We start from the raw sequence: 22,788 nt of genomic DNA on the forward strand, positions 1-22,788 counted from the left end.
TACATTAATTCTGAATGTAAGCCAAGGAACGTTGAATTATGCTAACCCAAGCGGTACTGGTGTGAGTATAATTGGACCTGGCGCTTCCACTGGTACTTTTTCAGGAACAGTAGCTGATATTGAGGCTTACTTAAATATAAATACAAATGTAGTCTATACACCCCCAACAAATCTGAGCGGCACAAATGTGGCTACACTTACGGTTTCAGCGAATGACAATGGAAATACCGGACAAGGAGGAGGGGAAACCGTGGTCTTGGGGCAAATCCAACTAAATATCACTCCTGTCAACGATGCTCCAACAGTTGCGAATCCGATTGATAATCAAAATGCAACACAGGATGAACCTTTTAACTTTGTGGTTCCTACCGATACTTTTGAGGATGTGGATGTTGACGATGAATTAAGTTACTCTGCTCAATTGTCAGGCGGAGGAAGCCTACCGTCATGGTTAGAATTTGATACGGAAACTCAAACCTTCTCAGGCACACCACTGAATGCCAATGTAGGGATAGTGAGCATAGATGTGATCGCTGATGATGGAAATGGGGGGACTGTCACGGATACGTTTGATATCATTGTCGCCAATGTAAACGACGCACCAACAGTTGCCAATGCAATTCCTAATCAAAATGCCACTGAAAATGCTGCATTTAATTTCCAGTTCGCCGCTAATACCTTCAATGATGTGGATGTCGCCGATATCCTGACTTACTCTGCTCAATTAGAAGGTGGAGCAGCTTTGCCGGCTTGGTTAAGCTTTGATGGTGCCACTCGAACTTTCAGCGGAACGCCTGGGAATTCTGATTCAGGAAATATTGATATTGAAGTGATCGCTTCTGATGGCAACGGAGGAAATGTTTCCGATGTGTTCCGGATCTCAGTAACAGCGGTCAATGATGCGCCAAGTATTTCAGCACCTTTTACGATTACTTTGGATGAAGATCTTCCAGGGGCACTTACCGGCATCAGCTTTAGTGATTCAGATGCAGGTACCAACTTGGTTACGGTGACATTCAATGTAGGGAGCGGAAGCTTGTCTGCAGAACCAGGAAGTGGTGTAGCAGTAAGCGGAACTTCAAGTTCCAGAATAATTGAAGGAAATATCGATGCGATCAATTCTTTCATTTCTAATGGAGAATTGACATTCACAACTGCCCTAAATGCAACTTCTGATGTGATCTTAAGCATTACGATCAATGATAATGGCAATTCAGGAAGTGGAGGATCATTAACAAGTTCTGCGAATGTCACACTTGATGTCACAGCAGTGAATGATGCTCCGGTCAACAGTATCCCCGGCCCACAGCAAACCGATCAGAATGTAACTCTTGAATTCAGTAGTGGAAGTGGAAATCAAATCAGTGTAAGCGATGTAGATGTGGGATCTGAAGATGTAATTGTTTCGTTGACTGCTTCCAATGGCATGATTACTCTTTCTACTACCGCTGGCTTGGTTTTTACCACCGGAACAGGAAGCAACGATGCAGCATTGAGCATGGAAGGTTCAATTGCAGATATTAATGCAGCGTTTAATGGAATGACCTTTACTCCAACAGCTGGATACAGCGGTCTTGCGGGTATTACGATCACTACGAATGACCAAGGGTTCTCCGGTTCTGGAGGTGCTCAGGAAGATGAGGATGTGATCACAATCATTGTTGATTCCATCAATCCTGTCGTCACCTCTGTAACTTCGTCCGGGGAAAATGGAATCTACAAAATCGGAGATGAGCTATTTATACAGGTGATTTTTGATCAGGCAGTTATTGTCAGTGGAGGGGCTCCCACACTAAGTCTGGAAACCGGAGTAACAGATCGGGAGGTTAACTATACATCCGGATCAGGAACAAACACGCTTAATTTCAGCTATACCGTACAGAATGGAGATCAAACTTCAGACCTTGACTATACTTCCGCAGGAGCATTATCCTTAAATGGATCAGTGATTCAAAATACCTCCGGGGACGATGCAATTCTCACCCTTCCGGCCGTGGGTAGTGCAAATTCCTTGGCAGGTCAAAAAAACCTGGTTATCGACGGTGTCCGACCTACCTCAAACATCGTAGTTTCTGAAGATGAATTAAGAATAGGAGAAACAAGTTTAGTGACGGTCACTTTCAGCGAGGCGGTTTTTGGATTTAGTAATCAAGACCTGAGCTTTTCCAACGGGACATTATCCCCTGTGAGTTCAGCCGATGGAGACATCACTTGGACAGCCACTTTCACACCAACTGCCAATGTAGAGGAACAGACCAATGTGATAACTTTGGATAACACGGGGGTAGAGAATGCGGGTGGAAATGTAGGTACAGGAACCACAGATTCCAACAACTTTGGGATTGATACCCGTAGACCAACGGCAATAATTGTGGTAGCCGACACCCAGCTGGCAAGTGGAGAAACTTCCCCGGTGACCATAGAATTCAGTGAAGCGGTAACTGGTCTGACCGCGGCAGACTTTGCTGTACCCAATGGGGTATTGAGTGATCCTGAAAGTACAGATGGAATTACCTGGTCAGCTACTTTTACTCCTGCAGATGGAGTGGAGGAAGCAACCAATGTGATCACGCTGGAAAATACAGGCTATGTTGATTTAAGGGGAAATACGGGGATAGGGACAACTCCGTCCAACAATTACTTAGTGGACACCTCTGCCCCAACGGTAATTACTCAAAATATTACGATTCAACTGAATGCTGCCGGTGAAGTAAGTATTACCCCAGAACAAATTGACAACAGCAGTACGGATGGGGTTGGTATAGGAAGTTTGACGTTGAATGTATCCGACTTCGATTGCACAAACGAGGGTGAAAACACGGTAATTTTAACAGTGACTGATGTCAACGGCAATAGCGCAATAGGAACGGCAACAGTTACAGTAGAGGATACTATTGCGCCTACTGTGATAACCCAGAACATCATGGTTCAACTTGAACCGATTGGGACCATAACCATTGCTGCAGAAGATGTAGATAACGGAAGTTCGGATAATTGTGGTTTGGCTAGTTTATCTTTGAGCCAGTCGGTATTTGGATCGTCTGATATTGGAGAAAATACAGTTACGCTCACCGTAACTGATGTAAATGGCAATCAATCAAGCGCAACTGCTATTGTTGAAGTGGTACCGCTTGATGTAACAGGTGTGACTTTTGAAAACGGTTCGTTTATTTATGACGGAACAGCTAAGTCACTTGCGATAGCAGGGGTACTTCCGGCAGGAACATCGGTTTCATACGATAATAACACACGAACGAACGTTGGAACGCAAGAAGTAATAGCAACAATAACAGGTCCTGGTTTTACAACGCTGGTATTGACCGCCCAGCTGACAGTTACCCCTGCTACAGTTACAGGTATTACTTTCGAAGACGGCAGCTTTGTTTACGATGGCACAGAAAAATTACTCGCCATCACGGGAACTCTTCCTTCGGGAACTTCCGTGTCCTATACCGGCAACGGCAGAACAGACGTGGGTACACAGGAAGTGACAGCGACGATCACGGGATCGAACTATACGGACTTGGTGTTGACCGCCCGGCTGACAGTTACCCCAGCCGAGATCACGGGAATCACGTTTGCAGACACAAGCTTTGTCTATGACGGCACAGAAAAGTCACTTGCGATTGTAGGAACCCTTCCTTCGGGAACATCGGTAGCCTATACCGACAACGGCAGGACGGAGGTGGGTACGCAGGAAGTGACAGCGACGATCACGGGATCGAACTATACGGACTTGGTATTGAGAGCAGACCTGACGGTAACCCCTGCTACAGTTACAGGTATTACTTTCGAAGACGGCAGCTTTGTTTACGATGGCACAGAAAAATTACTTGCGATTGTAGGAACTCTTCCTTCGGGAACATCGGTAGCCTATACCGACAACGGCAGGACGGAGGTGGGTACGCAGGAAGTGACAGCGACGATCACGGGATCGAACTATACGGACTTGGTATTGACCGCCTGGCTGACAGTTACCCCAGCCGAGATCACGGGAATTACGTTTGCAGACACAAGCTTTGTCTATGACGGCACAGAAAAATCACTTGCGATTGTAGGAACTCTTCCTTCGGGAACTTCCGTGTCCTACACCGAAAACGGCAGGACGGAGGTGGGTACGCAGGAAGTGACAGCGACGATCACGGGATCGAACTATACGGACTTGGTGTTGACTGCCCGGCTGACAATTACCCCAGCCGAGATCACGGGAATTACGTTTGCAGACACAAGCTTTGTCTATGATGGCACAGAAAAATCACTTGAAATCACGGGAACTCTTCCTTCGGGAACTTCCGTGTCCTATACCGACAACGGCAGGACGGACGTGGGTACACAGGAAGTGACAGCGGCGATCACAGGTAGTAATTTCACCACCTTGGTATTGACAGCAGATTTGAGGGTAACCCCTGCGACCGTTACAGGTATTACTTTCGAAGACGGCAGTTTTGTCTATGACGGCACTGAAAGGTCACTTGCGGTTGTAGGAACTCTTCCTTCGGGAACTTCCGTGTCCTATACCGGCAACGGCAGGACGGAGGTGGGTACGCAGGAAGTGACAGCGACGATCACGGGATCGAACTATACGGACTTGGTATTGACAGCAGATTTGAGGGTAACCCCTGCGACCGTTACAGGTATTACTTTCGAAGACGGCAGCTTTGTTTACGATGGCACAGAAAAATCACTTGCGATTGTAGGAACTCTTCCTTCGGGAACATCGGTAGCCTATACCGGCAACGGCAGGACGGACGTGGGTACGCAGGAAGTGACAGCGACGATCACGGGATCGAACTATACGGACTTGGTATTGAGAGCAGACCTGACGGTAACCCCTGCTACAGTTACAGGTATTACTTTCGAAGACGGCAGCTTTGTTTACGATGGCACAGAAAAATTACTCGCCATCACGGGAACTCTTCCTTCGGGAACTTCCGTGTCCTATACCGACAACGGCAGAACGGACGTGGGTACACAGGAAGTGACAGCGACGATCACGGGATCGAATTATACGGACTTGGTGTTGACTGCCTGGCTGACAGTTACCCCAGCCGAGATCACGGGAATCACGTTTGCAGACACAAGCTTTGTTTATGACGGCACAGAAAAATTACACGCCATCACGGGAAATCTTCCTTCGGGAACTTCCGTGTCCTATACCGACAACGGCAGGACGGACGTGGGTATGCAGGAAGTGACAGCTACGATCACGGGACCGAACTATACGGACCTGGTATTGACCGCCCGGCTGACAATTACCCCAGCCGAGATCACGGGAATTACTTTCGAAGACATAAGCTTTGTCTATGACGGCACAGAAAAGTCACTTGAAATCATGGGAACCCTTCCTTCGGGAACATCGGTAGCCTATACCGACAACGGCAGGACGGACGTGGGTACACAGGAAGTGACAGCGACGATCACGGGATCGAACTATACGGACTTGGTATTGAGAGCAGACCTGACGGTAACCCCTGCTACAGTTACAGGTATTACTTTCGAAGACGGCAGCTTTGTTTACGATGGCACAGAAAAATTACTTGCGATTGTAGGAACTCTTCCTTCGGGAACATCGGTAGCCTATACCGACAACGGCAGGACGGAGGTGGGTACGCAGGAAGTGACAGCGACGATCACGGGATCGAACTATACGGACTTGGTATTGACCGCCTGGCTGACAGTTACCCCAGCCGAGATCACGGGAATTACGTTTGCAGACACAAGCTTTGTCTATGACGGCACAGAAAAATCACTTGCAATCACGGGAACCCTTCCTTCGGGAACTTCCGTGTCCTATACCGGCAACGGCAGGACGGAGGTGGGTACGCAGGAAGTGACAGCGACGATCACGGGATCGAACTATACGGACTTGGTATTGAGAGCAGACCTGACGGTAACCCCTGCTACAGTTACAGGTATTACTTTCGAAGACGGCAGCTTTGTTTACGATGGCACAGAAAAATCACTTGCGATTGTAGGAACTCTTCCTTCGGGAACATCGGTAGCCTATACCGGCAACGGCAGGACGGACGTGGGTACGCAGGAAGTGACAGCGGCGATCACGGGATCGAACTATACGGACTTGGTATTGAGAGCAGACCTGACGGTAACCCCTGCTACAGTTACAGGTATTACTTTCGAAGACGGCAGCTTTGTTTACGATGGCACAGAAAAATTACTCGCCATCACGGGAACTCTTCCTTCGGGAACTTCCGTGTCCTATACCGACAACGGCAGGACGGACGTGGGTACACAGGAAGTGACAGCGACGATCACGGGATCGAATTATACGGACTTGGTATTGACCGCCCGGCTGACAATTACCCCAGCCGAGATCACGGGAATTACTTTCGAAGACATAAGCTTTGTCTATGACGGCACAGAAAAGTCACTTGAAATCATGGGAACCCTTCCTTCGGGAACTTCCGTGTCCTATACCGACAACGGCAGGACGGACGTGGGTACACAGGAAGTGACAGCGACGATCACGGGATCGAACTATACGGACTTGGTATTGACCGCCCGGCTGACAATTACCCCAGCCGAGATCACGGGAATCACATTCAAAGACGGCAGTTTTGTCTATGACGGCACAGAAAAGTCACTTGCGATTGTAGGAACCCTTCCTTCGGGAACCTCTGTGTCCTATACCGACAATGGCAGAACGGATGTGGGAAGCCAGATGGTAACGGCAACCATCATGGGGAGCAATCTGGATGAATTGATATTGACGGCTGAGTTGATAATTATGCCAGCTGATTTGAGCGTAGTCGCAGATGCAGGGCAAAGCAAGGTTTTTGGGGAAGAGGATCCCGAACTGACTTATACCGTCACAGATTTTGGAGTGGGGGATGACGAAGCAGTGCTGGAGGGATCGCTTGAAAGAGAGCCCGGTGAGGAAGTGGGTACTTATTCCATCGTAATCGGAACCCTGACTGCGGGAAGCAATTATACGGTCGTCTTTACGGGAGCTGACTTTGAAATTCTTATGGGGGAAGCGGAAGAAGGGGATACCATCATCGGGTTTGCAGGCCAAAGCTTGGAGGTTCTCTGGGGTACACCTGCGGGTGGACTGGGAGTACCTGCGGAAGCAGTTGCGATTACCTCCAAGGGAGCGTTTGTAAACTTGGCGGTGGATTGGGACCTGTCGGGCTATGACCCGATGATGGTAGGAACCTTCATTTCCAAAGGTTCAGTGGAAGAGTCTTCGGGCTTGTCCAATCCGAATGGGCACCAGCCAATTTTAGAAATCACGGTACTCGTGAAACCTACACCGCAGGACGTGACGCTGGGCTCAGACAGTTTTGTGGCGGTTCCTGACCTATTCTTTCAGGAGATCGGAACATTCACTGTGGTCGATCCCTCCGATGATCAACACACCTTGATTCTTCCGGAGGGAGTTTACGACAATGATTATTTCGAAGTACTTGATGGGGTTTTGTTTTGGAGCAGTGCGGAACAGGCAGAAGGCAGAACAGAATTTACAGTTTCACTCAGGGTGACTGACAGGGCGGGGAATGTATTGGACAAAGACTTTAATATTACCCGTGAACGTACTCCGCTAGAGCAGCTTGAGGTTCCCAATACCTTCACACCTGACGGTGACGGCATCAACGATACCTGGGGAGTGCCTGGGTTGCGCTACTATTCCGGGGTAAGGATTTCGGTCTTTGCCGTAGGCGGGGACAGAATGTTCTACACCGGGGATCCTGATGTAAGATGGGATGGTTCCTTTAACGGCAAAGAGATGCCGGTAGGCGCTTACCTGTATGTGATTGAAGTGGGAGAAACAGGCGGGGTAATACGCGGCATGCTTAATCTGATTAATAAATAAGCTGTCAAATGAAGTTTGGGAGAGCCGGTAGCTACTAAACACCGGACTCCCGTTTTTTGGATTTATACTAATTTTCAGATGAGACAAAACATTAAATACTTTCTATCCGCGGTCCTGGTTATCGGATCCGTGACCTGCGGATATTCCCAGTCGAGGAAATTCATTTCCAATTTTAACCTCTTCCAAAGTTATTATAATCCCGGGCTTACGGGGTATGAAGGCTCCACGGTCAGGGGCTTTGTACGGAATCAGTGGTCAGGGGTAGACGGTGCCCCAAAAACATACTTTTTCAGCACGGAATTGGACTTTGGGGAATTGACGGGGGAGATGGATCCTGCCCTGATGGGCAAGAATGCGGTCTCGATAAATCTACTGCATGATACGTATGGCGCATTCCGGGAGACAGAGCTTACATTGGGCTATGCGAGTAGAATCAGGCTGTCTGAAAAGCATAACCTGAGACTCGGGGCAGGCTTCAATTACCAGACTATAAGATTGGATGGGAATGCACTGACCACAGAGGAACAGAATGATCCTACACTGGGACAGTATATTGGGCAATTTTCAAATATGAATGTGGTGGATTTCAATCTAGGAATTGCTCTGACACACGCCAACTTCTATTTCTCATATGGTATCCATCGGGTAAATGGTGGAAGAATCATCTCAGGTGACGAATTTATGGATGCCTATCCAGCGAGCTCCATTTTCCAGGCAGGCTACAGAAGTGCCGTAAGCGACAATATCGCAGTGATAGCCAATGCGATGTACAGCATGCAAAAGAATCAGGATGACAACATCGAGTTTAATATCAAGGCCCTGCTGGTGGACCGTCTGTGGTTTGGAATAGGCCATAGGATTGACTATGCGACCAACGCCCAGCTGGGAATCGTGACCAAGCGGTTAAGGATAGGTTATCTGTACGAATTCCCCAATGCCACGAGTTACAATCTCCCCGGCAACACGCATGAATTCACTGCAGTGTTCAGCCTTTTTAGGGACAATGTAAGAACAGATCCCCGTCAGGTGGTGATGTGGTAGACTAAAATAGACTGAAACTAATATTTAACGAAATAGTCTTGATACATTTTTGATGTGCTCCCAAAAAGTTAGACACATATTGGGGGCAAGTCCATTTTTTATTGCAACAGGACTTTTTCTGATATAAAGAAAACTTATACTTTAATGATCAATCCCGTGGCGGAGTAATCATAATATGTGCTCTGTGTGTCCCTGGATCCATTATCCATGGCATTCCCGGGGCACTTGGTTTCAATGGAAGTCCTGTGGTTTCAGAGGTTGCCCACGGTAAATAGACTACGTATCGCAGGAATGTGTCAGAAACTTCGCCTGAATTGCTGTCGTAGCTTTCATCGTCTGCTGTAAGTACAAAAAGTGTCGCACCATCCTTAGGCATGCTGAGTTTACCGTTTTTAGCTTCTGCTTCTCTAATATCAAAGATTTGCTGAAATGACTTTCCTTCTTTCTTAAGTTGTCTGCCTCTTTCCATAAATGGTTCCAGAGCCGAATGATAGCAGGAGGCACTGAAGCCTTTTCCACCGGGATCATCTGCCACACAAATCATTTCATTTGAGCCTTTTCTCAATTCAACCACCTCTCCATTTTCGTCATATCCCAGAATTCTTGCATGCTCTTGCTTTTCTTCCGGAGCGGCCAAAACCGCAGTTCTTATCTGAACTTCTTTGGATGGAATGACTATGTTTTGTGAAAAGACAGGAGAAATTGTCAAATAAATCACTGCAGTACTCAATAGGATTTTCATCGTCTTTGGGTTTAATGAAAGAGTAATTTAAACTTTATCATACCGATTGACAACTTGATTGCAGGATAAGGTTTTACTTCATAGTCACTTCTTACACAATATCCATCCCTACAGCATGTAATCAATAACGGGCTGATCAGCAGCTCAATGTTTTTTACAATTCAATTTCTACACTCTGCCCTTTTTCGAGTTCCAATTCCATTTCTGATCCATCATAGTAAACCAGGATTCGACCGTTTTTTCCTGCTTGAATCCTGTAAGTTTTGAGTTCACCATCCTGCCAAGTCATATCTATAGTATAGTTTCCTCTTGCTTTCAAGCCTGTTGCGCTACCATTTGTCCAAGCTTTTGGCAAAGCAGGCATAAGCCTAATCAAGCCATTTTCGTGCGATTGTACCAGCATTTCAGCGACTCCTGCAGTATATCCAAAATTTCCGTCAATCTGAAAAGGAGGGTGAGCATCGAATAGATTGGTATAAAGGGATTGGGAAATCAACTTTTGAATATGCCCATGCGCCATTTCTCCATCCAGTAATCTAGCGGAGAAATTAATCAGCCATGCGCGTGACCAACCGGTTCCTGCACCACCATTTGCCAGCCTGTATTCTAGCGTTTTACGCACTGCGTCAAACGCCTCAGGTGTCTCACTAGACGTAATAGCGTCTCCCGGATGAAAGGCATATAAGTGAGACATATGCCGATGCCCTTTTTCATGTTCCTCATAGGGCTGATCCCACTCCAAAATTCTTCCATCTTCAGCTAGCTGAACTCCCGGACGAAGATTCGGAAGTTGGCCTCGGACTTTTTCCGTAAGAGTGGTTTCTTTACCCAAAATCTCAGAAGCTTTTAGATAGCTGGAGAATACATCTGCTATAATCTGCTGATCCATCGCTGCTCCCATCGTAGTAGCTACACTTTCTCCCTCAGGATTGATAAATTGGTTCTCCGGAGAAGTGGAAGGAGAGGAGACTAGTTTTCCGTCAGCCGGATATTCTACCAACCAATCAGAATAGAATGCTGAAATGGCTGAAAGCGCCGGATAAGCTTGATTTTCAAGATAATTTATATCCTGAGAGAATAAATAATGATCCCAATAGTGTCTGCCTATCCATCCTCCCGCGCCAATCCAGCTTCCCCAGTACGCCGTAGCAGCACTTAAGAATGGAGCTTGCCAAAGATCTGTAGTATGGGGAATCATGGATCCATCCATATCAAAATTCTCACGGGCAGCATTTTCTCCATTTTTTATTACTCCATCCATAAAAGCAAAAAGTGGCTGGTTTAATTCACCTAAATTAGTCACATCTGCAGGCCAATAATTCATCTGTAAATTGATGTTAAGATGATAATCTGCATTCCATGGAGCGGAGATATGCCTGTTCCAAAGTCCCTGTAAATTAGCGGGATTGGTGCCCGGACGACTGGAAGAAATCAACAGATACCTACCATAATCGAACAAAAGCTTCTCCAGGTGTAAATCAACGTCTCCGTTTTTGACACGTTCGATTCGTTCGTCTGTGGCAAGGAGGTCAGCTTCATCATACTCCAATTGGAGGCTCATTCGGTTAAACCAGGAAGCATATTCTTTCTCGTGGGAATGAAGAATTTCTCCCCAGCTTTTCAATTCTATTTTTTCAAGCTGGCGGGCTGCTTCATCTTCATAATCCTCATGGTAAAAAGAAGTTTCCGAGACTAACTTGATCGTAAATTCCTTTGCTCCTGACACGATCAAAGTGGAATCGGTAGTAGTAATCTCACCTGACTGATTTTGGGCGAAGAGTAGCGTTCTGAATTTTACTCCATTTAATATCTCCACAGGCTTACTGTCCAATTGACCGCCACGCTGTGTGATCATGCCGGACATTTCGAGTTGCTTACCATTGAGCGCAGTCGTTTTTGCTGTGGCATAGCCATTATCCTCAGGGCGACTCATCGTTATCTGTCCATTAAAACCCTGCGGGTGATTTGTCTTAAAACGCATGATCAATGCATCATCCGGAGCAGAAGCGATTACTTCTTGGCTGACCTCATAGCCTTCAGTTATGAATTGAGTTAGAACACTGGCTGTTTCCAGGTTTAGGCTTCTTCTGTAATTTTTGGACTCTATCCAGTCGAAATTAAACCATAAATCTCCCATAGTTTGATGGGATCTGGTGACACCTTTTCTGGAGAATTTCAATACCACAAGCGAATCTGCTTTTTTATTGTCACCGGAGAGTAAATAGGATCTGATTTGATCTAAATCAGCTCTTTTTCCATCTGCCAAACCCCAGTCTTTATAGTCGCCGGGCCATAATGAATCTTCATTGAGCTGCAGGTGCTCCTGTCCCGGTATGCCCATGACCATGGCTCCAAGCCGGCCGTTTCCCACAGGCAGTCCTTCTTCCCATTCCACTGCAGGCTGACTGTACCATAGCACAGAAGGGGATTGGGCTAAAATAAAGGGGTATAAACTAAGTGTGAGAGCTATGCTCAGCAAGAACTTTTTCATAGGTTATTGGGTCAAAAAAATAAGATTACGACAAATCTTTGAAGTCGCCAACCCAAAATGTTCAAAATTGCTTAATTGATGCCTTGAAGGCGGGTTTTTACTGTGAAAGTAGGAACTCCCGAAACTTATCTGTATTAAAATTGCTCATGCCTTCTTGATAAAAGACGATTTTGCCTTTCGGGTTTATTACCAAAGTGGTAGGGATAGACTCGCTTTGTAAACTCTGATTCAGTCCAAAACTTGCATGGGCAGTAGGAAAGGCCCAGCTTTTTCCTTCTATAAATCCCTGACTTTTTTTGAAGTCATTATCAATTCCGATTAGTAAAAACTCTAAATCAGGCTCATGTTGTACGGACTTATAAAGCTCAGAAATATGGGGCATTTCTGCACGACAGGGTCCACACCAAGAAGCCCAAAGATTGATGAAGAGTGTCTTGCCCTTATAGCTTTCCAGGTCAATTTCCTCACCATTAAATGTCAGGAATTTCCCCCGATAGTCAAATTGCTGGTTGGTGAGGTCGGGGATTTCGATCTTGGGCTTGATGAGTCCTGTGGAGAGCAGAACAGATTGCAGTCCCCCAATGATAACTGGCAGCAATCCTGTAAAGTATAAAAATGCCACTATGCTGAGCATGATGCCCCAGCTTTTTATTTCTTTTTTCCAATCAATGCTCATTTTAGATAGATGATTTACGGGATTTTTGGGACTTCAAGCGTTATGGTCAATTTTTAACTTGCAAGGTATGTCAGTTCGAGCGAAGACGAGAACTTGGCTTCGACTTCTCTCAGCCCGACAACCCAGAACATTTTAATCCGCCTCGACGGACAAGTAATTCAAATTTTTCAATTTTAAGAACATCCAATTTTACAATCTTAAAATCAGACGCTTAGTGACAACTCTCACATTTCTTACTTTTTGTCTCCAAAAGGAGGCTTAACTTGCGTCTCAAATTTAGATTAGAATTTTCTTTAGCTTATGAATTACGAAGTACAAATAGCCGCTGAACTCCAAATCAAACCCAGTCAAGTGAACGCCACAGTGCAATTGCTGGACGAAGGCGGTACGGTGCCATTTATCTCCAGATATCGTAAAGAAGCTACCGGCGAATTGGACGAGGTGCAGGTGGCTGCTATTAGAGATCGGGTTTTACAGCTACGAGAGTTGGCAAAACGAAAAGAAGCAATCCTGAAATCAATCGATGAGCAAGGGAAATTGACTCCGGAACTGAAAGATAAAGTAAATGCAGCGGAGACTATGTCAAAGCTGGAAGATATCTATCTGCCATACAAGCCTAAGCGTCGTACCAAAGCTACAATTGCCAGAGAAAGGGGCTTAGAGCCACTGGCCGAGCTGATTTTCGAGCAAGAATTTATAGACCTGGATGCTGAAGCGGGGAATTTTATAGATGCTTCCAAAGAAGTGACTTCGATAGACGAAGCGCTTCAAGGAGCTCGAGATATCATGGCTGAGTGGATCAATGAGAAGGCTGAACTCAGAGAGAAGATGCGAAAGCTCTTTTTGGATGAGGGTGTTTTTTCTTCGAAGGTTTTACCAGGCAAAGAACAGGAGGCGATAAAATACAAGGATTACTTTGATTGGTCCGAACCTATTAAAACCGCACCTTCTCATCGGGTTTTGGCGATGCGAAGAGGGGAGAAAGAACTCTTCCTGATGCTGGATGCTGTCCCTGAAGAAGCATCTGCTATTTATCAGATGGAGAAAATGATTCTTGTTGATGCCGCAAATTCATCCGTGGAGCAGGTGAAATTAGCAATCAAAGACTGCTATAGAAGATTGTTGAAACCCAGTATGGAAACGGAAGTACGCTTACTCACCAAGCGCAAGGCTGATGAGGAAGCGATCAAGGTTTTTACAGAAAATTTGAAGCAACTTTTATTGGGGGCACCACTGGGTGAGAAGTCTGTAATGGCCATCGACCCAGGATTCCGTACAGGTTGTAAACTGGTTTGTTTAGGACCGCAGGGTCAATTCTTACATTACGAAGCTATTTTTCCCCATGAAGCCAACCGCAGAGGTCAAGAAGCTGCGATGAATGTAAAAGGTTTGGTTGAGAAGTATGGGATTGAGGCCATTGCCATAGGCAATGGTACTGCGGGACGTGAGACCGAAGCTTTTGTAAAGAGCTTGGGATTGCCAAAATCAGTGATTGTGACTATGGTCAATGAATCCGGAGCCTCTATCTACTCGGCATCTGATGTGGCTAGAGAAGAATTTCCCGATCTTGATCTGACAGTAAGAGGAGCTGTTTCCATCGGTAGAAGACTGATGGATCCTCTGGCAGAACTGGTGAAAATCGATCCCAAATCCATCGGTGTCGGTCAATACCAGCATGATGTGGATCAAAATGCCTTGAAAAATGCGCTTGACGATACGGTAATGTCTGCGGTAAATGGTGTAGGCGTGGAGGTGAATCTTGCTTCCAAGCAATTGTTGACTTATGTCTCTGGACTGGGACCGACTTTGGCCCAGAATATTGTGGAGTTCAGAAATGAAAACGGTCCTTTCAAGAGCAGAGCGCAACTCAAAAAAGTGCCTAGACTTGGGGATAAGGCTTTTGAACAAGCTGCAGGCTTCTTGAGGATCAGCAAGGCAAAACATCCGTTGGATTCCTCGGCTGTGCACCCCGAGCGCTATGTCTTGGTGGAGCAGATGGCCAAAGATGTGAATGCTTCAGTTTCGGACTTGATGAGTTCTGAGGAATTGAGAAATAGGATTTCTTTGAAGAACTACGTGTCCGATACAGTAGGTTTGCCTACACTCCAGGATATTTTAGAGGAATTGGCCAAGCCCGGAAGAGATCCCCGCGAGAGTTTTGAGGTTTTCGCTTTTGAAGAAAGTGTGAACAGTATGTCAGATCTGAAAGTTGGGATGAAGCTTCCCGGCGTGGTGACGAATATCACGGCATTCGGTGCATTTGTAGATATAGGAGTGCATCAGGATGGTTTGGTACATTTGAGTCACTTGGCAGATCGATTTGTAAAGGATCCGAATGAGATTGTTTCTGTCAATCAAAAAGTACAGGTAACAGTGATGGAAATTGATATTCCGCGCAAGCGTGTCGGGCTGAGCATGAAGTCAGATCCATTTGCGGAGCGGGGCAAGAAGATGGAAAAAAGACCTGCGGGCAAACCCCAAGCTAAAGAGCAGGAAGGTTCAATGGCGGATAAATTGGCTGCGCTGAAAGGTAAATTCGGAGGGTGATTCTTGTTTTTAAACCGCAGAGAACACTGAGGTTTACACAGAGGTCACAATTTCTTTTGCCGTAGTGAGTGTCGTCACTCACGACTTTTTTCTTCGTCCCGGTTAGTGCCCACTAACTGGCTTTTGGCGTGCGAGTGGAGACACTCGCACGGGCAAAGGTAAACCTCAGCGTCAGGAACCTGAAGGTTCTATGGCTGATAAATTGGCTGCGCTCAAAGGTAAATTCGGAGGGTGATTTTTGTTAGCCACAAAGGGCGCGAAGAAAGCGCAAAGAAAATATTTTGCCACTGTATTTTGCCGCAGTGAGTGTCTCCACTCACGGCATTTTTCTTAGCCCCGTGAGTGCTCACTCACGGAAAATCGATAATTTCAATCTGGTTGGGGTGAAGTACTATTCACCTGAAGATGTCTTAGGGAGTAAATTTCTCCGCCAAGGTCTGTGTCCGCACAGGCCTTTATTTTCTCAGTGAGGCTTTATTCTTCCGAGGACGTTTTCGTATTCGGTTGTAATTCAGATGGCTGTGTTTGGTTTTTTTGTATTTTGTTAAAGCGTTTTGGATACTTTTATCGTACTCTGTTCTGTATAGTATTACTAATTCTTAGCGCTTATGAAGGTACTATTCACATTATTGGTATTGATCACAGGGGGGATGGTTTCATCCTGTCAGGAAAGCGATTTCTCTCCTGACCAAAGACTGGAATTTCAACTGGTCATATTAAACGAATTTGGGGAAAGAACCAATTCTTTAAATGCCGGGAGGATTTTTCAATAGGTTTAGATCTTATTAACCGTACTAAGGACACGCTGTATTTTTCATGGAGTGATTACAGGCGGCTCTTTACGCAGTTTTACGGAAGGGAAGATTTTCTTTTGGTATATGAGATGGAATCGGAGACTATGAATCCAATCGGGAAACCTTACGATCCGGAAGTCTCTATCAACTTTGTTGACAGTAATCTTCCACCAACGAAAATCCCTCCCCAAGGGAAGCGAGAGATGATATTTGGTCTTTTTTTGGTCCTACCGACAAGAAAACCAACCTATTGATAAAGGGAGGTGTTTTTCGTCTTTTACGGATCTCGTCGCTATTGATGGAATAGAAATTTCGATTAGCACATCTATAGAATTTAAAATAGATTAAAAACTGGATTTTTATAAACGTAATTCTTATGAGGTCAATTTACTCTTTACTGAGCTTATTATCTTCATGTCAACCCATTCAATGGCTCAAATACAAACCCAATATGCAGAACAAGCTTTATTGGGAGAAAGAGGATATCATAATGTTGCCGAATTAGGATCGATACGCCAGTTGCCAAAAATAGATGTCCATAGATTATTGCAGGAAGATTCTGCAGTAGCAAACCTAGGTGTTCCATTCCGCTTCGACTATGCCACTGAGGTAAACTATGATCTGAGTAATTCTGGTTCTTGGTATGAAATCACAGATGGTAAGGTATGGAAACTGAGAATCAAGTCACCGGAAGCGTTTTCTATCAACCTAATTTTTGATGATTTGGTTTTACCTAAAGGAGGAGAAATGTACCTTTATAATGAAGATCGAACTATGGTATATGGTCCGGTTACCTCCCAAAATTATGGTGAGACTGGGAATTTCAGTACAGAATTAATCCAAGGCGATTTGATTACTCTTGAGCTTTTTGAACCACTAAGCTCTAATGGGATTAGTAGACTAAGCATATCCAAAGTTATTCATGGCTATAAGAACATGTTCAATACTCCTAATAATTTTGGAGACGCTCGCATGGGTGGATATGGTTACTTTTTAGCCACTAAGTACACTGAGAATTTGATAAAAATGCCCTGAAATGAAAGTCTCAGGGTTTTTGCTTTTTATGCAATTCTGTCGATTTTAACAGACAATTTAGCTATCATTTTGTCGAATCTATTCGATATTTTTGTTCCCTCTCTTTGCCCGAAAGCGAACAAAATTGTTCGGGAAACTCTACAAGAGTTTGAATAAATCTCCATTCTAGGCCTAAATAGGCTTATTTTTTCTGGTTTGATCTTGGTTAAAGGGTATGTGGACAGACATTTCAATACAATACCTATGTGGAAAATTTACTCTAAAATCGCTTGGCGAAATCTTAAGAAAGGCAAGCGTGTGACGCTGATCAATATTTTTGGTTTGACCTTAGGTATCACCGCTGCCTTTTTGCTTTTCACGGTTGTGAGTTACGAACTCAGTTATGATAATTTCCAGTCCAATTCAGATCAGATCTATCGCGTAGTGACTCAGGATGAGTATTCCGATGGAATGAGCTACAATCCAGGTGTATCTCCTCCCATGCCCGATGCGCTGAAGGCAGATCTATCGGGAACCGATGCTATCGTGCCGGTGGTAAATTCCTCTGTTTTCGTGACGGTAGATGAAGCTGTGACTTCTATAGGTCAAAATAATTTTATAGTGGAAGATGCCTTCTTTACCACCGCTGATTATTCTTCATTATTTGATGTGGAGGTACTGGTAGGAAATCTAAATTCCTTAAATGATCCGGGCCAAGTGGTTCTTGCAGAGACAGAAGCCAAGAAGCTGTTTGGCACTTGGGAAAATGCATTCGGGAAATCAATGCTTTTGTCAAAACGTGTGGAAGCCTCCGTGGGTGCAATAGTAGCCGATATTCCTGATAACAGTAATTTCAGATTTGACATGCTGGTGTCCTATAAAACCATGCAGAGCAACGAGGAAGTTTTTGATACTTATTTTGACGAATGGGGAAGCTTTGGAAGTAATTTTCAGGTTTACCTAAAACTCCCTGAGTCTGGAAAAGTAGATCAGATCAACCAGCAATTGATTGCCTTTGCAGAGAAAAACTACAAAGATCGAGGCACTTCGAAGAAGTCATTTTTTCTACAGTCAATGGGAGATATTCACTTTGACAATCGTTTTGATCCGATCAGTGGAGGAATGATACGCAAGGGAACCATTTATACCTTGGCCTTGATTGGTATGTTTATACTACTGATGGCTTCGATCAACTTTGTCAATCTTTCCACAGCGCAAGCCATTGGTAAAAGTAAGGAAGTGGGAATCCGAAAGGTGATGGGAGGAAGTAGAGGACAGGTCATTTTCCAATCATTTGGGGAGACTTTTATGGTCGTGTTTATCTCAGCGACCATTTCTACTTTGGCTGCTACAGTTTTACTTCCTTACCTCAGCAAAGTTGCCGAAGTGCCTGAGTCTATCCAGTTGATTACTCCTACGTTTCTATTATTTTCTACCACAATAATATTGGGGGTGACGCTGCTGTCAGGACTTTATCCGGCATTGATCCTTTCAGGCTTTCAGCCTATTCAGGCATTGAAAAATAAAATTCAGGTAGCACAGGTTGGTGGAGTTTCTTTGCGAAGAAGTTTGGTCGTGATGCAGTTTGTCATCGCACAGGTGTTGATGATCGCGACGGTGATTGCGGTAAAGCAGATGACAGAAATCCAGAATGCTGATCTAGGCTTTTCGAAGGAGGCTGTTTATTATTTTGATCTTCCTTCTGATGAACCAAGAGATGGTAGATTGGATGTGCTGAAGCAGCGTCTGGAATCGAATTCCCAAATCAAAAGTGTCAGTATTTCCAGTGATGTGCCTTCTTCTAATAACAATTGGGCTTCGAATTTTTGGTTTGACGACAAACGTGAGGATGTTCCGTTTATGGCTTCATTGAAGTACGGAGATGCAGATTATTTTCATAATTATGGGTTGCAGTTTGCAGCAGGAACCGGTTTTTCTGAAAGTGACACACTCAAAGAAGCTGTGATCAATGAGACCATGGCCAAGAAGCTCAATATTTTAGATCCAGAAGAAGCAATAGGCAAAACAATCACAATCGGCGGTGGAGAACCTTGGATGACGATCACCGGCGTAGTGAAGGACTTTGCGCAAAACTCGCTACGGGAAGAAGTGAAGCCATTCATCATCGCTACGGAAAAACAGGATTACTATGTGATGGGAATGAAATTGGATAGTTCGGCAGGTCAGCAAACGCTGGCAAGTATAGAGGAAGAATTCAAAAACATCTATCCAGATGCCATTTATGCCGGGGAGTTTTTAGATGAGACGATTGCAAATTTTTACCGTCGTGAAAACCAACTTTCACTTGTCTATAAAGTCTTTGCCGTGCTTTCGATAGTTATTTCTTCTATAGGACTGTATGGGTTGATTTCTTTCTTGGTGGGGCAAAAGCTCAAGGAAATCGGAATCCGAAAGGTGCTTGGAGCTTCGATTTCCCAAATTACCTTTTTGCTTTCAAAAGAGTTTATTTATCTGGTGCTTATCGCTTGTTTGATTGCCGTTCCGCTGGGTTATTACCTCACGGATCAATGGCTTCAGAATTTCTCCTACAGAACCACGGTGCCTATTGGTTTGTACGTTTTCGTGATTGCTGTTTCTCTGGTTATAACTGCTTCCACCGTGGGATATCGGGCCATAAGGGCGGCATTGGGCAATCCTGTTGATAGTTTGGCGGATGAGTAAAAGAAAGTGGGAACTCGATTGATTTCCCGCAGATTTGCGCAGAAAAGTTTCCCGCAGATAATCGCTGATAACTATCGCAGATTTTAGCTGATTTTGTACCAAATAAACTATTCAATCTGTTATTAAAAAATCTGCGTTTATCAGCGTTCTTTTCTGCGAGTATCTGCGGGGAAAAAATTGAAAATACTCTAGTTAAAACAAGTTCAAACTTCTGCAATAGTAAAGCCTCTGAATCATGATAATCCAGAGGCTTTACTTTTTATATCAGATCAATCTTCCAGATAGCCAAATTTCCCGACATTGAAGTCGTTAAAAGCTTCCATCAATTCCGCTTTGGTATTCATTACAAATGGGCCATGGGAAGCGATAGGCTCATTGATCGGCTCACCGCTCAGAATCAAAACAACTGCATCTTCGCCGGCTTTGATTTGAAAGGTTTCTCCTTTGTTTTCAAATAGAACGAATTTGTCTGTTCCTACTTCTTCCTTTCCGTTGACTTCGATTGAACCTTCGATTACGAGCAAAGCAGTATTGAAATGTGCAGGGAAATTGAAGTTGGCAATTCCGCGTTTTTTCAATTTGGCATTCATCAAGTTCACATCGGTGAATGTACTTGCAGAACCTTTCAGTCCTTGATATTTACCCGCAATCACCTCAATTTCTCCCGCATTATCCGGTAAGGTAAATTTCTGAATCTGATCATTGGTTATTCCCTGATATTTTGGAGGACTCATCTTGTCTTTGGCAGGAAGATTCACCCAAAGTTGTACCATCTGGAATTCTCCGCCGGTGCGACTAAATTCTTCTTCATGGTATTCCTTGTGCAAAATCCCCGAAGCTGCAGTCATCCACTGCACATCTCCTTCTCCGATTACTCCACTGTTACCGGTACTGTCATGGTGTGCTACCTTTCCCTTGTAGGCAATCGTGACCGTCTCGAAACCCCGATGCGGATGCACACCAACTCCCTTCGGTTCATTGGAAGGTGGAAAATGAAACTTGGAATTGTAATCCAGCATGATGAAAGGTGACATGCGCTCCATATCCAGGTGATATCCGCTTGGAATGAAATTGTGGACTCTGAATCCGTCCCCTACAAAATGCGGTGCAGTAGGATTGACTATGATTTCTATATTTTTTGTTGCCATGATGTAGTTTGTTTAAATGATAAACAAATATCGGCAAGCCCTATTGCCCCCACCTTGATGTATGGTAAGATCGATTCAACGCCTGAAATTCTTTTTTGCAAGATCTTTTCTTACCCGGCTCAGTGATTCCGGTGTGATCCCCAGATAAGAAGCGGTCATCCAAAGCGGTACGCGAAGCAGGAGATCAGGGTATTTTTGGATGAAAGTAAGGTAACGTTCCTCTGCCGTAGCCCCAAGCAATTGGTTGATGCGTAATTGGAGTTGACGGATATGGCTGTGGAGTGCCCGATCATTTGCTTGAAGGAATTTGTGACTCATCCCTGATACCGTTTCCATAAACTCGCTGCTCATGAACACGACGGTGCTATTTTCAATAGCTTCGATGAAAAGATCCGAAGGTTCGTTGAAATAAATACTGCTGCGATCCGATGTGAGCCAGTTTTCGGGAGAGAATTGGATAATGTGCTCTTTTCCGGATTCGTCCACTCTGAATGCCCTCAGAAGTCCTTTTTCGGTAAAAAAAGCATGTTTGCAGATTTCCCCGGAATGAAGTAGAAAGCCGCCCTTTTGGATGGTTTCTACTCTTACTTCTTTCAGGATTTCGTCGAGAGCGTATTCTTCAAGGTCACTTTTTTTGCTAAGATAAGTTTTGAAATTGGCTAGCACGGCAAGGTGTTTAGCTTCCAAAATAGCTAAAAAGAATCAATATCAAAGACTGAATTTACCCTAAAACCTTCGCCGTGATTTCCAGTGATCTCAAGCGTTTCTCCGGGTCATAGATATTCGTAGATACCATCAGTTCATCCACTTCTACCTGCTTGAAGAAGCTTTCGAATTGTGGTTTAAGCGATTCTTCTGTACCGATGAAAGTACATGCCATCATATTCTGAATGGCCGCAGCTTCGGCTTCATTCCATATATTATCCATGCTTTTTACGGGTTTTTTCATAGGATATGACTTGCCTCGGATGATCCCTAAGGCTGTCTGGTAAAATGAGGTAGCCAAATAATGGGCTTCTTCATCAGAATCAGCAGCAATCACATTCACGCAGGAAATAAAATATGGCACTGACAAATGAGCTGAAGGCTGAAAATTCTCACGGTAATATTTTGATGCATTAATCAAATATCCGGGGGCAAAGTGGCTTGCAAATGCATAAGGCAGTCCCTTTTGTGAAGCAAGTACTGCACTGCTCATACTTGAACCCAGCAAGTAAATAGGAACGTCTAACCCTTCAGCCGGAAATGCACGGACTTTGGAATCCATATTTTCTTCTGAGAAATAGCGCTGGAGATCGTCAAGGTCACTTGGGAATTCCTGTACCGACTCATGCCTTCCTCTTCGTAGCGCAGTAGCAGTGGTTTGATCAGTGCCGGGAGCCCTGCCAAGTCCCAAATCAATTCGGTTAGGATAAAGAGTCGCCAGCGTTCCAAACTGCTCTGCGATGATCAGCGGGCTATGATTGGGAAGCATGATTCCTCCGGAACCTAGGCGGATTTTAGAAGTGCCATTGGCTAGGTATCCTATCAGGATCTGAGGGGATGAGCTGCCTACATTGGCCATGTTATGATGCTCGGCCAGCCACATTCTGGTGTAGCCAAGTTGCTCGGCATGCTGTGCCATTTGGAGACTTCTTATATATGCATCTTTGGCATCGTACTCTTCACGGATGATGGCAAGGTCGAGAAGAGAATAGGGTAGGTTCGTTTTCAAAATAGGTAATTGCTTGTAGTTAGTAAGCAAATTGAATTTCTACCGGGAAAGTTTCTGAACTGCAGGGTTTAATTCGACTTCTATGTTATCAAAGTCCACAATATGTGA

At 44.8% G+C, this 22,788-nt stretch carries 12 protein-coding genes; 6 read left to right on the forward strand and 6 right to left on the reverse strand.

Going from position 1 to position 22,788, the window contains the following annotated elements:
• The first annotated feature begins 250 nt into the window (after window positions 1–250).
• Together ID165_RS05175 and ID165_RS05180 are read left to right on the forward strand one after the other, a co-directional pair.
• The gene (locus tag ID165_RS05175; RefSeq protein WP_370539755.1) at window positions 251–7,831 is read left to right on the forward strand and encodes an MBG domain-containing protein; all 7,581 of its coding nucleotides are present in this window, start codon (window positions 251–253) and stop codon (window positions 7,829–7,831) included.
• Window positions 7,832–7,909: 78 nt separating this feature from the next.
• A complete protein-coding gene (locus ID165_RS05180; RefSeq protein WP_192349315.1) occupies window positions 7,910–8,872 on the forward strand; it encodes a type IX secretion system membrane protein PorP/SprF in 963 nt (320 codons plus the stop codon).
• A 148-nt stretch (window positions 8,873–9,020) separates the two neighbouring features.
• Here the strand turns inward: ID165_RS05180 and ID165_RS05185 are convergent, their stop codons facing one another.
• The 3 genes from ID165_RS05185 to ID165_RS05195 all read right to left on the reverse strand — a co-directional run bounded on the left by ID165_RS05185 (window position 9,021) and on the right by ID165_RS05195 (window position 12,775).
• On the reverse strand, window positions 9,021–9,614 hold the full coding sequence (locus ID165_RS05185) for a hypothetical protein (protein ID WP_192349316.1): 594 nt from the start codon (window positions 9,612–9,614) through the stop codon (window positions 9,021–9,023).
• Between the two features lie 154 nt (window positions 9,615–9,768).
• The gene (locus ID165_RS05190) at window positions 9,769–12,105 is read right to left on the reverse strand and encodes a glycoside hydrolase N-terminal domain-containing protein (RefSeq protein WP_192349317.1); all 2,337 of its coding nucleotides are present in this window, start codon (window positions 12,103–12,105) and stop codon (window positions 9,769–9,771) included.
• Window positions 12,106–12,202: 97 nt separating this feature from the next.
• A complete protein-coding gene (locus tag ID165_RS05195; RefSeq protein WP_192351307.1) occupies window positions 12,203–12,775 on the reverse strand; it encodes a TlpA disulfide reductase family protein in 573 nt (190 codons plus the stop codon).
• 306 nt (window positions 12,776–13,081) lie between these two features.
• Between ID165_RS05195 and ID165_RS05200 the strand changes: the two genes are divergently transcribed.
• The 4 genes from ID165_RS05200 (at window position 13,082) to ID165_RS05215 (ending at window position 19,818) form a co-directional block, all read left to right on the forward strand.
• On the forward strand, window positions 13,082–15,328 hold the full coding sequence (locus tag ID165_RS05200; protein ID WP_192349318.1) for a Tex family protein: 2,247 nt from the start codon (window positions 13,082–13,084) through the stop codon (window positions 15,326–15,328).
• Window positions 15,329–15,936: 608 nt separating this feature from the next.
• Window positions 15,937–16,101 carry a hypothetical protein gene (locus ID165_RS05205; protein WP_192349319.1) on the forward strand — a complete coding sequence of 55 codons (165 nt, stop codon included), beginning with the start codon at window positions 15,937–15,939 and terminating at the stop codon, window positions 16,099–16,101.
• A gap of 450 nt (window positions 16,102–16,551) precedes the next feature.
• Window positions 16,552–17,157, forward strand: a complete 606-nt coding sequence (locus tag ID165_RS05210; protein ID WP_192349320.1) for a hypothetical protein — start codon at window positions 16,552–16,554, stop codon at window positions 17,155–17,157.
• 243 nt (window positions 17,158–17,400) lie between these two features.
• Window positions 17,401–19,818: an ABC transporter permease gene (locus ID165_RS05215; RefSeq protein WP_192349321.1), complete on the forward strand. Its 2,418-nt coding sequence runs from the start codon at window positions 17,401–17,403 to the stop codon at window positions 19,816–19,818.
• Between the two features lie 269 nt (window positions 19,819–20,087).
• On the opposite strand, the gene ID165_RS05220 is transcribed toward ID165_RS05215, so the two are convergent.
• The 3 genes from ID165_RS05220 to ID165_RS05230 form a co-directional block, all read right to left on the reverse strand.
• Window positions 20,088–20,966 (reverse strand): pirin family protein, encoded by an 879-nt coding sequence (locus ID165_RS05220; protein WP_192349322.1) that lies wholly within the window; start codon window positions 20,964–20,966, stop codon window positions 20,088–20,090.
• Window positions 20,967–21,041: 75 nt separating this feature from the next.
• Window positions 21,042–21,632: a Crp/Fnr family transcriptional regulator gene (locus ID165_RS05225; protein WP_192349323.1), complete on the reverse strand. Its 591-nt coding sequence runs from the start codon at window positions 21,630–21,632 to the stop codon at window positions 21,042–21,044.
• A 55-nt stretch (window positions 21,633–21,687) separates the two neighbouring features.
• Entirely contained in the window at window positions 21,688–22,680 is a 993-nt protein-coding gene (locus ID165_RS05230; RefSeq protein WP_192349324.1) for an LLM class flavin-dependent oxidoreductase, read from the reverse strand.
• Window positions 22,681–22,788 lie beyond the last annotated feature (108 nt).

The organism is Algoriphagus sp. Y33 (assembly GCF_014838715.1).
Lineage (GTDB): Bacteria > Bacteroidota > Bacteroidia > Cytophagales > Cyclobacteriaceae > Algoriphagus.

Coding starts and splice junctions, on each gene's coding strand:
- ID165_RS05200 (WP_192349318.1), top strand. CDS start 13,082: ATGAATTACGAAGTACAAATAGCCGCTGAACTCCAAATCAAACCCAGT.
- ID165_RS05215 (WP_192349321.1), top strand. CDS start 17,401: ATGTGGAAAATTTACTCTAAAATCGCTTGGCGAAATCTTAAGAAAGGC.
- ID165_RS05210 (WP_192349320.1), top strand. CDS start 16,552: ATGGCTCAAATACAAACCCAATATGCAGAACAAGCTTTATTGGGAGAA.
- ID165_RS05180 (WP_192349315.1), top strand. CDS start 7,910: ATGAGACAAAACATTAAATACTTTCTATCCGCGGTCCTGGTTATCGGA.
- ID165_RS05185 (WP_192349316.1), bottom strand. CDS start 9,614: ATGAAAATCCTATTGAGTACTGCAGTGATTTATTTGACAATTTCTCCT.
- ID165_RS05205 (WP_192349319.1), top strand. CDS start 15,937: ATGAAGGTACTATTCACATTATTGGTATTGATCACAGGGGGGATGGTT.
- ID165_RS05220 (WP_192349322.1), bottom strand. CDS start 20,966: ATGGCAACAAAAAATATAGAAATCATAGTCAATCCTACTGCACCGCAT.
- ID165_RS05190 (WP_192349317.1), bottom strand. CDS start 12,105: ATGAAAAAGTTCTTGCTGAGCATAGCTCTCACACTTAGTTTATACCCC.